The 9544-nt window shown below is 37.0% G+C and carries 8 protein-coding genes and 1 pseudogene; 3 read left to right on the top strand and 6 right to left on the bottom strand.

The genetic code is table 11. From position 1 onward, the window contains the following. The 5 genes and pseudogenes from MRZ08_RS02365 to hflX all read right to left on the bottom strand — a co-directional run. Positions 1-258 (bottom strand): annotated as a pseudogene (locus MRZ08_RS02365) (division/cell wall cluster transcriptional repressor MraZ); the annotation flags it as partial. A gap of 149 nt (positions 259-407) precedes the next feature. Then, positions 408-1208, bottom strand: coding sequence for a prolipoprotein diacylglyceryl transferase (gene lgt, locus MRZ08_RS02360; RefSeq protein ID WP_297378867.1), 801 nt, complete (start codon positions 1206-1208; stop codon positions 408-410). Positions 1209-1210: 2 nt separating this feature from the next. Continuing rightward, the gene (locus MRZ08_RS02355; protein ID WP_297378864.1) at positions 1211-1942 is read right to left on the bottom strand and encodes a YebC/PmpR family DNA-binding transcriptional regulator; all 732 of its coding nucleotides are present in this window, start codon (positions 1940-1942) and stop codon (positions 1211-1213) included. 8 nt (positions 1943-1950) lie between these two features. Continuing rightward, positions 1951-2589, bottom strand: coding sequence for a YigZ family protein (locus MRZ08_RS02350; RefSeq protein ID WP_297378862.1), 639 nt, complete (start codon positions 2587-2589; stop codon positions 1951-1953). Beyond that, positions 2564-3802 carry a GTPase HflX gene (gene hflX, locus MRZ08_RS02345; RefSeq protein WP_297378835.1) on the bottom strand — a complete coding sequence of 413 codons (1239 nt, stop codon included), beginning with the start codon at positions 3800-3802 and terminating at the stop codon, positions 2564-2566. The genes MRZ08_RS02350 and hflX overlap by 26 nt, the downstream gene beginning before the upstream one ends. Positions 3803-3931: 129 nt before the next feature. Between hflX and MRZ08_RS02340 the strand changes: the two genes are divergently transcribed. Then, positions 3932-6880, top strand: a complete 2949-nt coding sequence (locus tag MRZ08_RS02340) for a transglycosylase domain-containing protein (RefSeq protein ID WP_297378833.1) — start codon at positions 3932-3934, stop codon at positions 6878-6880. A 207-nt stretch (positions 6881-7087) separates the two neighbouring features. On the opposite strand, the gene MRZ08_RS02335 is transcribed toward MRZ08_RS02340, so the two are convergent. Beyond that, positions 7088-7351 carry a GlsB/YeaQ/YmgE family stress response membrane protein gene (locus MRZ08_RS02335; RefSeq protein WP_015778137.1) on the bottom strand — a complete coding sequence of 88 codons (264 nt, stop codon included), beginning with the start codon at positions 7349-7351 and terminating at the stop codon, positions 7088-7090. Between the two features lie 170 nt (positions 7352-7521). Here MRZ08_RS02335 and MRZ08_RS02330 point away from each other — a divergent pair, with 170 nt between their 5' ends. Further along, positions 7522-8235, top strand: coding sequence for a response regulator transcription factor (locus MRZ08_RS02330; RefSeq protein ID WP_297378830.1), 714 nt, complete (start codon positions 7522-7524; stop codon positions 8233-8235). Continuing rightward, positions 8216-9541, top strand: a complete 1326-nt coding sequence (locus MRZ08_RS02325) for a HAMP domain-containing sensor histidine kinase (RefSeq protein ID WP_297378828.1) — start codon at positions 8216-8218, stop codon at positions 9539-9541. The genes MRZ08_RS02330 and MRZ08_RS02325 overlap by 20 nt, the downstream gene beginning before the upstream one ends. Positions 9542-9544: the final 3 nt, after the last annotated feature.

Below are 9544 nucleotides of genomic sequence, written 5' to 3'. Positions count from 1 at the left end.
TCTGCCTTGCTTGTCAAGGCTTGCCTTTACAGTGGAGGAGAAAAAAAGTCTCTTGATAGCACGATTTTTCTTATTTTGCACTTCCAGTCTATCAAGTCTTTCGGATTGCTTAATAAATTCATCCTCAGTGTAGATAACAAGTGACTTCTCTGGCCCCTTGGTGATATAGAAGTTTTCAGATAAATCATCCCTAAACTCACTAGGCATCATTATTCTATTTTTAGAATCTAACTTGTGAGTAAATTCACCTAAAAACATTTCCCACCACTTTCTGCCACTATATTCCACTTCACTATCATTTTATACTAAAAGCACTTTATTTGCAACAGAAAAGTCGGCCCTAAGCCGACTCATCTTTTATGAAATTTTCATAATAAATTCGATAAAGCTTAAGCTTATAAGGTCTATCACTTAAACTTTACAATTTTCTCTTTTTTCTCTTTACCTTTATTTTCCCTAAAATAAGGTGGGAGATGATTTTTATTTGCCCAAATATATAAGGCGATTCCTAAGACAACATAGATAATACTCATAATCTGAGCAGTCCTCAAAGATCCTATGTAAAGGGAATCTGTCCTTAGTCCTTCTACAAAATATCTCAATATCCCATAGAGGGTGAAATAGATTGCACTTTGCTTTCCCTTATCAGGATTTTTCTTCCTATAATTTATTAGTAAAATAAATATTAAAACATCTCCGATAGATTCGTATAGGAAGGTTGGATGCACCTTGACTCCATCTATGATTATCCCCCAAGGAAGATCTGTAGGACCCCCATGGGCTTCGGAGTTTGCGAAGTTTCCCCATCTGCCTATGCCCTGCGCTAGGACAAGAGAAGGTACTAGTACATCCATAAGGTCTAGGAGGGGGATTTTTTTGTATCTTGCATAGATTAGAAGGGCAATACTTCCAAAGAGGATTCCCCCATGAATTGCAAGACCTCCTGCCCTAAAGTTTAGGATCTGTGAAGGGTTACTTCCATAATAGTCCCACTCGAAGATTACATACCAAAATCTTGCTCCGATTATTCCGATTGGTAGGATGACGAAAAGCAGGTCATAGATAAAGTCTTCATCGAAACCGCGCCTTACAAACTCACTTTTTGCAAATTGTGCTGCAATAAATATTCCTGTTATGATTATTATGGCATACCAGTAAATTTCTAAACCGAATATCCTAAAGGCAACAGGATCTATATTAAATTCCATCTTTATTCCTCGCTAGAATCATCCCAGTTTGAGTAAACCTCTTGGACATCGTCATTATCTTCTAGGGTATCGATTAATTTATTTAGCTTATCTACATGGTCTTCTTCTACTTTAATCATGTTGTTTGCAAGATAAGATATATCTGCACTTTCTATCTTATAGCCTAATTCTTTTAGTTTGTCATTGGCATCGTTAAAGCTATTTACATCTGTGATAGCCTCGAAGTATTCTCCCATTTCTTTGACATCTTCGCAGCCTGCTTCTAGGGCATCCATCATAAATTCATCGAAGTCTTTGTCTTCTTTTCCTACTATGATATCTCCCTTTCTTTCAAACATAAACATAACAGATCCATCAGTTCCAAGATTTCCTCCGTTTTTGTCGAAGGCATGTCTTACATCAGGAGCTGTTCTATTTTTATTATCTGTTAGACAGTCTACAATTACAGCAACTCCGCCTGGTCCGTATCCTTCATAGATTACTCTTTCGAAACTATCTGAAGCATCATCTCCTGCTGCTTTCTTGATGGCCCTATCTATATTATCGTTAGGCATATTATCTGCCTTAGCTTTTTCTATAGCAGTCTTAAGAGCAGGGTTATAGTCCGGATTTGTTCCACCCTCTTTGGCTGCAACTGTTATATTTCTAGCGTGTTTTGTAAAGACCTTGCCCTTTTTGGCATCTTCACTTCCCTTTTTATTTTTAATCTTGCTCCATTTATTATGTCCTGACATATTTCCTCCTATTTTCCTTCAAATAACATCAAAGTATCTTTGACTTCTATTTTGATATTGGCACTTGTTAAATTGATAAGGTCTTTTTCTATCTTTGGAAAATCTTCACTTCTAATATGAAGCTTAATCTTAACCAAATCAGTAAAGTCCTTATCTATGACCTTAAGCTTATTTTCTGCTAGGTAGTTTTCAATTATACCAAGCACCGTATACGAATGAATTAATTCTACTTCAAAATACTCTCTCTTACAAACTATATTAGGCGATACAGTATCAGTAACTCCCCTAGTGTAGGCCCTAACAAGTCCCCCTTTTCCTAGAAGTTTGCCACCGAAATATCTGGTAACGACAACACAAATATTTCTAACCTCTTCTTTTTCAAGAACAGATAGCATGGGTAGGCCCGCAGACCCTTGGGGTTCGCCATCGTCTGAGTATCTTTTAATCTCAGGGATTTCATTAATAATGTAGGCCGAGCAGTTGTGAGTTGCCCCATTGTTTTTATCCTTTATCTCTTCTATAAAGCTAATGGCCTCTTCTTCGCTTTCTACATATTTAGCACTTGTTATAAATCTCGACTTTTCTTCTTCGAACTCGCTAGTCTTAACTCCCTTTATGGTCCTATACTTTTTTAATATATCTGTCATATTTAGAATAGTCCTCTTTGCTTATTTCTAGTTTCAAAATGCTAGAAGTTGGGTCATAGTCCCTTTCTATAATATCGTAATTGCTCATGATATAGTCTAGGACCTTGCCATCTTCAAATGGAATTGACATTTCCACAAGCTCATAGTCTTCCTTTATAATTTTTACGATTTTCTCCTTAAGTCTTATGAGATCTTCTTCCTTGTGGGCTGACATGTAGATTTTTTCGCTATCTCTTTTGTATAAGCTTACGCTTAGCTCATCGCATACCCTATCCATCTTGTTAAAGACATAAAGAATTTCCTTATTTCCAACATCGATTCCTTGAAGAGAGTTTTCGATTGTCTCTATCTGATGGTCAATATTGTGACTTGAATCTATTACTATAAGGAGCATGTCGGCAAATCTAACCTCATCTAGGGTTGTTAGGAAGGAGTCATTAAGCTCCTTGGAGAGATTGTCGATAAAGCCTACAGTATCTGTCAATGTGACCTTGGTATTTGAAAAATCAAGTCTCCTAGTCGATGTATCAAGGGTTGCAAAAAGCAAATCATCCGAATATACATACTTTTCTTCACCAAAAAGCTTCAGCATCCCATTTAGGATAGTAGACTTTCCTGCGTTGGTATAGCCCACTAGGGATATGTTATGAATATCCTTTCTCGCTTTTCTATTTATCATTTTAGTCTTATCCAAATCCTTAAGGGCCTTTTCCAAAGACTTAATATCCCTTACAATAGCACGCCTATCTGTCTCAAGCATGGTCTCTCCAGGTCCCCTTGTACCGATTCCTCCGGCCTGTCTTGATAGGTAGGAAAACCACTTGTTAATCCTTGGCAATTGATATTTTAATTGGGCAAGCTTAATCTTTAGTCTTGCTTCCTTGGTGTTTGCACGCATAGCAAAAATATCTAGGATAAGAGTTGTCCAATCTACTACGTGAAGTTTCATCTCTTCTTCTAGATTATAAAGCTGACTAGCTGATAATTCTACATCGAATATTACCGTATCTATGTCGTTTTTTTGGGCAAGATCCATAATCTCTTCGACTTTTCCCTTGCCTATATAATATCTAGGATTGACCTTGCTTATCTTTTGGGATACGTAAGCTTCAGTCTTTCCTCCTGCAGTATTGATTAAAGACTCTAATTCATAGATCTTATTATCGAGATCGTCGTCCTTGTCTACTGCATTAACTTGTATAACTCTTTGCATAAACTTCCTTTCTAAAAATGATTATACGACTAATCCCTTGATTATAAAAGTTAATAAGTCTGGAAGTATTTACTTAAAAATGATAAAATGATAATATCTAGAATATTAAAAATAAATCATGGAGGCATTATGCATAATAAACTTGCCGCTCTTGTTGGAAAAATAATACTAGTTGTTATATTATTTGTAGCTGGCCTTGGAGTTATTTTTGCTGGCATGACTGGTGGAGCAATACTAGAAGTAATGAAGACTGCTCCCAAGATTGATGCTAACAGCATAAAATACGAAATGAGCCAAAACTCAACAATAGTGGATGAAAACGGAAACGAAGTCGATTCGATTGCTACAAGCGAATACAGACAGATAGTAGATTATAAAGAAATACCAGAGAATTTAAAAAATGCATTTGTCGCAGTTGAAGATGAAAGATTTTATAAGCACAATGGTATAGATCCCCTATCAATCATAGGTTCTGCTGTTGAAAATATGAAGGCAGGGTCAATCGTAAGGGGTGGATCTACTATAACCCAGCAGCTTGCAAGAAACACCTACCTATCTAACGATCAAACCTACGAGAGAAAGATAAGGGAGATTTATCTCGCCCTAGAGATTGAGAAATATCTCGACAAGGACGAAATCCTAGGAGCCTATCTAAACAGGGTCTTTATGGGACAAAACTCTTACGGAGTCCAAGCAGCAGCAAAGACTTACTTTAACAAGGACGTATCTGAGCTAAACCTTGCCCAATGCGCATCCCTTGCAGGAATCGTTCAATCACCTTCAGAAAACTCTCTTTATAAGTCAATTAAGACAAGTGAGGTTACAGATCAAAGAGTCCTAGGTGAATTTAGTATAGACGGAAATAAATATTCAGCAGTATATAACGAAGCTCCTTACAAAAGAGAAGAATACGTTCTAGATAAGATGCTAGAAAACGGATACATCAACGAGGCTCAATACAATGAAGCCAAAGACTTTGATGTAGCAAGCACAGTGGAGCCTGCTGAAAGGTCTAATACAGAAATCGCTAGCTACTTTAACTCTCTTCTAGAACGTCAAGTAGTTAATAAGCTCATGGATGTATTAAATATTTCAGAAAACCAAGCCTGGGATAAGCTCTACTACGGAGGGCTTAAGATTACGACAACCCTAGATAAAGGCCTTCAAGAAAAGCTTGAAGATATTTACGCCAACTTTTCAGAGCACTTGATAGGAAATAGCGAAGGCTTGGGCTATGCTCCCCTACTTGATTTATCTTATGATAATTGGGGAAATATAGTAAATTCTAGCGGAGCCTTACTCTATTATAAGAGAGCAAATCTCCTAGATGAAAATAACGACCTTCACTTAAGTTCTGATGAGGCTTGGCATGATGATGAAGGAGACCTTGTACTTGCGACGAATAAGGCCTACCTTGACCAAACCAAGCTCATCTTTAAGGATTTCTATTCCTTGGATGAAACAAACTCCAACCTTAGAACTCACAGGACTGGACGAATAGAGTTCGAATCCAACGAGGACATCTACCAGGATGGGGATAACAATATAGTAATTAGCAAAAAATATCTAGATAATAACCCAAATCTTTTATCAGCCTATGAAGATGGATCTATTAGCCTTAACAAGGACTATTACGATATAGACCTAAACGGGGTTATCCAACCTCAATCATCATCTGTAATAATCGACCAAAAGACTGGCCATATCAAGGCCTTGATGGGAGGCCGTGACCAAGAGGGAATCAATATCTTAGACAGGGCATCAAGCGTTCCAAGACAACCTGGTTCATCAATCAAGCCTATAGCAACTTATACTGCTGCCCTAGATCATGGCTTTAACCTAGCAACCGGTGTAGATGATGTTCCATTTGAGCTAACTGAAGATGGCGAAGCTTGGCCTGTCAATGTATATGGCTACTACATGGGCTACACTCCTATAAGAGAAGCCATAAAGATGAGTATCAACACAATTGCAGTTTCTACCCTTAATAAGGTAGGAATCGATACAAGCCTTGAATATCTCAGAAACTTCGGCCTAATCAAAGAAAATGGCAGAGATTATTTCGTGACAAAAGACGAAAATCCTGACACAAACGACGAAAATCTCGCAGCCCTAGGAGTGGGTGCTATGAGTCATGGCCTTACCACACTCGATATGACGGCAGCCTACGCAGCCCTTGCCAATAAGGGTGAATACACTGAACCTTTGACCTTCTCAAAGATAACCGACTCCCAAGGAGAAGTAATCTTCGATGAGAATAATATAATAAAACACACAGTAACAAGTCCAGAGACAGCTTATCAAGTGACCTCTGCTCTAGAAAGTGCAGGCGAGTATTATGGAAATATCCACCTAAACGGAACAGATTACGCAACCAAGACCGGAACAACCGATGATAAGACAGACTTCTGGTGCGTAGGATATACTCCTTATTACACAGTTGGAGTTTGGATGGGAGCAGATAATCAAAATATCCACCTAAACAGCAATAGTGTAGATAGGGCAGCCCTCATGTGGAATGTAATAAATTCAGAAATCTTAGCTGACAGCGAGCCAGTAAGCTTTGAAGAGCCTGATGGCATAAAACACATGGAGGTAGACACCATAAGCGGTAAGCTTCCAACAGACGCCTCAAGGGGAGATCCACGTGGCACTGTCAAAGAAGAAATTTTTGGTCCAGAAAACTATCCAAAAGAAGAAGACGACATGCACAAATGGGCTTATATAGATTCAAGAAACAACCTATTGGCTAGTGATGTTACACCAAAATTCTTAATCCAAACTAGGTCGTTAATAGTTGAAAAGAACGAATATGATCCAAACAAGTTTAATGGAATCATTCCAAGAGACTGGGATTACAGGATGCCAACAGTCTACTCAACCTTAATCTATACTCCACCAAAGACTGAAGATGATAAGGATAAAGACAAGGACAAGGATAAAAAGAATAAGGATAAAAATAACAAGGACGAAAAGGAAAATGAAAATAATAGTGGATCTAACAACTCCACTTCTGACGCCCTTGATAATTTATTAAATAAGGAATCTACAGAAAATAATTCTGGATTCGGCTACTAGGAGTCCCCCCTGTGGGGTCTTTTAGTTTTATCTATTTTGTCTTGGATTAAAGAATAAGAATTTCATTATTGTTTTAATCAAAGGTTAATATCAACCATAGAGATCTTCCTATTTTATTTAAGTTAGGCCGTATCAAAAGTTTTATAAAAAATAAATTTCTCCACTAAAAAACTTCCCAGCCAAGCTAGGAAGCTAAATTTAATCTACTTATTTTTTTGCTCCGGTAATCTTATCGTAAGCAAATAATAGGATTACTGCACCGATTACTGCATATACGATTTGCATTACAAGTCCAGGGTTTGCTGAGTTAAATAAAGTGCTAAATAGCCAGTTACCTACTCCACCACCGATTACTCCAACGATGATATTTGCAACTGCTCCCATTTGAGCATCTCTACCCATAATTTTGCTTGCAATCCAACCTGCTATTGCTCCGATAATAATTGAAGCTATTATTCCATAATTACCCATAATTTCTCCTTTCAAAAGTACAAGGTACTTATTCTTAAATTAATCTGCAACTAACTCGTTGCTACTATATTTATATCCTTATTTTTATATTTTAAACATTTTTTTATATACAAGGTACAATGTATTAAGAGGAAATTCTTATGTTATAATAGTTAATGGAGAGGTAAAAAATGAATGATATAAATATTTTAATAGTAGAAGACGTAAAAACTATATCTGATATAGTTAAAAATTATTTGATAAAAGATGGCTACCATGTCTTTCAAGCCTTCGATGGCGTTAAGGCTCTAGAGATTTTTAATGAGGAAGAAATCGATCTTGTAATACTAGATCTTATGCTTCCAATGCTTTCTGGCGAGGAAGTCCTTAAGGATATAAGAAACAAATCTCAGGTACCTGTTATAATAACTTCCGCCAAGGTCGAGGAGTTCGATAGGATCCAAGGCCTAAGGCTCGGGGCTGATGATTATGTAACCAAACCTTTTTCTAACAAGGAACTTGTGGAAAGAGTTAAGGCAGTCCTTAGAAGAATTGAAAAATACAATATCCCTAGGGCAGATATCATAAAGACAAATGACGGAAGACTTCTAATGGATCTTAAATACAATAGATTCTTAAAAGATGGCAAGGAAATTACACTAACCAAGAACGAATTTTCTATTGTAAAGACCCTATTTTCAAGTCCAAACAAGATTTTTACAAGAGACGAGATAATCGAGCTAACCTTTGGTCTAGATTATGACGCCTACGATAGGGCAATCGACACCCACATCAAAAATATTAGACAAAAAATTGAGGACAATCCTAAAAAACCTCAATATATCAAGACTATCTATGGTATGGGTTACAAATCCGGTGGCGTAGATGACCTCATTAAGGAATAAATTAATCAAAAACTTCATCGCAGGAGTCCTTGCTTGTATATTGATTTACTCAATCCTTATAACCCTCCTTGTTACCTTAAGATACTCGGACCTATTAAAAATCGTAGACGATAAAAAGCCAAATCTCGTAAGTGAGTGGTTTATAAGACTTAATAATGACGAGAATATTACATCAGAAGGCATGTGGGCTTATCTCAATGACCTTAGTAAGCAGCAAAATGTCAATATCAAGTATTACGATCAAGATGGAAATCTACTCAAATATATCCATTCACTAAAGGCTGATGATCCTGATCATATCAAGAGCAAATCCTACAATGTCTTCAATGCTGACAAAAAACGTGAAGCCGGGAGGATTGTCGTGGAATATTCTGTTGACTATACGACTGTAAATAGGCTCCAGGATGATTTTAGGCAAGCAGTAATATATGCTATAACAAGCTCGCTAATAATAGGCTTTGTCATAGCCCTTATCCTTTCAACTAATATCTCAAAACCTATTGTGGAGATGAATGATTTTACAGTAAAAATCAAGGAAGGAATCTATGAAAGCCTTGGCGATGAAGAAAGTGATATTAGTGAAATTTCAAATCTTCAAAACAACATCAACTTCTTGTCAAAATCTTTGAAAAAACAAGAAGATATAAGGATGCGCTATGCTCAAGATATCTCCCACGAGCTTAGGACTCCCCTAACCAATCTCAAGCTTTATATTGAGGCCTTAGATGATGGGGTTATGGAGTTTGACAAGACTACCGTTCAAAGCTTAAACGGTGAGATTAATAGACTCCAGGTCCTAATAGATGGTCTTAAGGACTCCTTCAACGAAAGCGTAGAAATGGGTAAGCTCAATCTTGAAGAGGTAAATATTTCTGATATGCTTAATGGAATAGCCAATGGCTTTATGGCCAATTTCATCAATAGAAATATTAACCTTACAAAGGATATAGAGCCAGGAATTTTCCTAGTAACAGATAGGAACAAGCTCCTCCAAGTCATCCAAAATATCCTAACCAATGCTATAAAGGCCATAGACAAGGATGGAAATATAGAAATAAAACTTAGCGGGTATAAGCAAAAAGTCTTTATAGAAATTACCGATGATGGCATAGGTATTGATCCCGATAAGCTCGATATGATATTTGAAAGATTCTATAGGATAGATGATTCCAGAAATACCAAGACTAATGGAGTAGGACTTGGGCTTGCCATTAGCAAAAATTTTGTAGAAGCCCTTAATGGTAAAATTGATGTCAAAAGTAAGATTAACCAGGGCACGAGTTTTATCCTAGCCTTCAACAAATAAGTG

The sequence above is a fragment of the Anaerococcus sp. genome, assembly GCF_022770135.1.
In the GTDB taxonomy this organism is placed as follows: domain Bacteria; phylum Bacillota; class Clostridia; order Tissierellales; family Peptoniphilaceae; genus Anaerococcus.
Note: the sequence above shows the minus strand (reverse complement) of the source record. Positions and strands in the feature narration are given on the sequence as shown.

Excerpts from the sequence above, each read along its gene's own strand:
- lgt (WP_297378867.1), bottom strand. The coding sequence starts at position 1,208 with ATGGAATTTAATATAGATCCTGTTGCCTTTAGGATATTCGGTTTAGAA.
- MRZ08_RS02355 (WP_297378864.1), bottom strand. The coding sequence starts at position 1,942 with ATGTCAGGACATAATAAATGGAGCAAGATTAAAAATAAAAAGGGAAGT.
- MRZ08_RS02350 (WP_297378862.1), bottom strand. The coding sequence starts at position 2,589 with ATGACAGATATATTAAAAAAGTATAGGACCATAAAGGGAGTTAAGACT.
- hflX (WP_297378835.1), bottom strand. The coding sequence starts at position 3,802 with ATGCAAAGAGTTATACAAGTTAATGCAGTAGACAAGGACGACGATCTC.
- MRZ08_RS02340 (WP_297378833.1), top strand. The coding sequence starts at position 3,932 with ATGCATAATAAACTTGCCGCTCTTGTTGGAAAAATAATACTAGTTGTT.
- MRZ08_RS02335 (WP_015778137.1), bottom strand. The coding sequence starts at position 7,351 with ATGGGTAATTATGGAATAATAGCTTCAATTATTATCGGAGCAATAGCA.
- MRZ08_RS02330 (WP_297378830.1), top strand. The coding sequence starts at position 7,522 with ATGAATGATATAAATATTTTAATAGTAGAAGACGTAAAAACTATATCT.
- MRZ08_RS02325 (WP_297378828.1), top strand. The coding sequence starts at position 8,216 with ATGACCTCATTAAGGAATAAATTAATCAAAAACTTCATCGCAGGAGTC.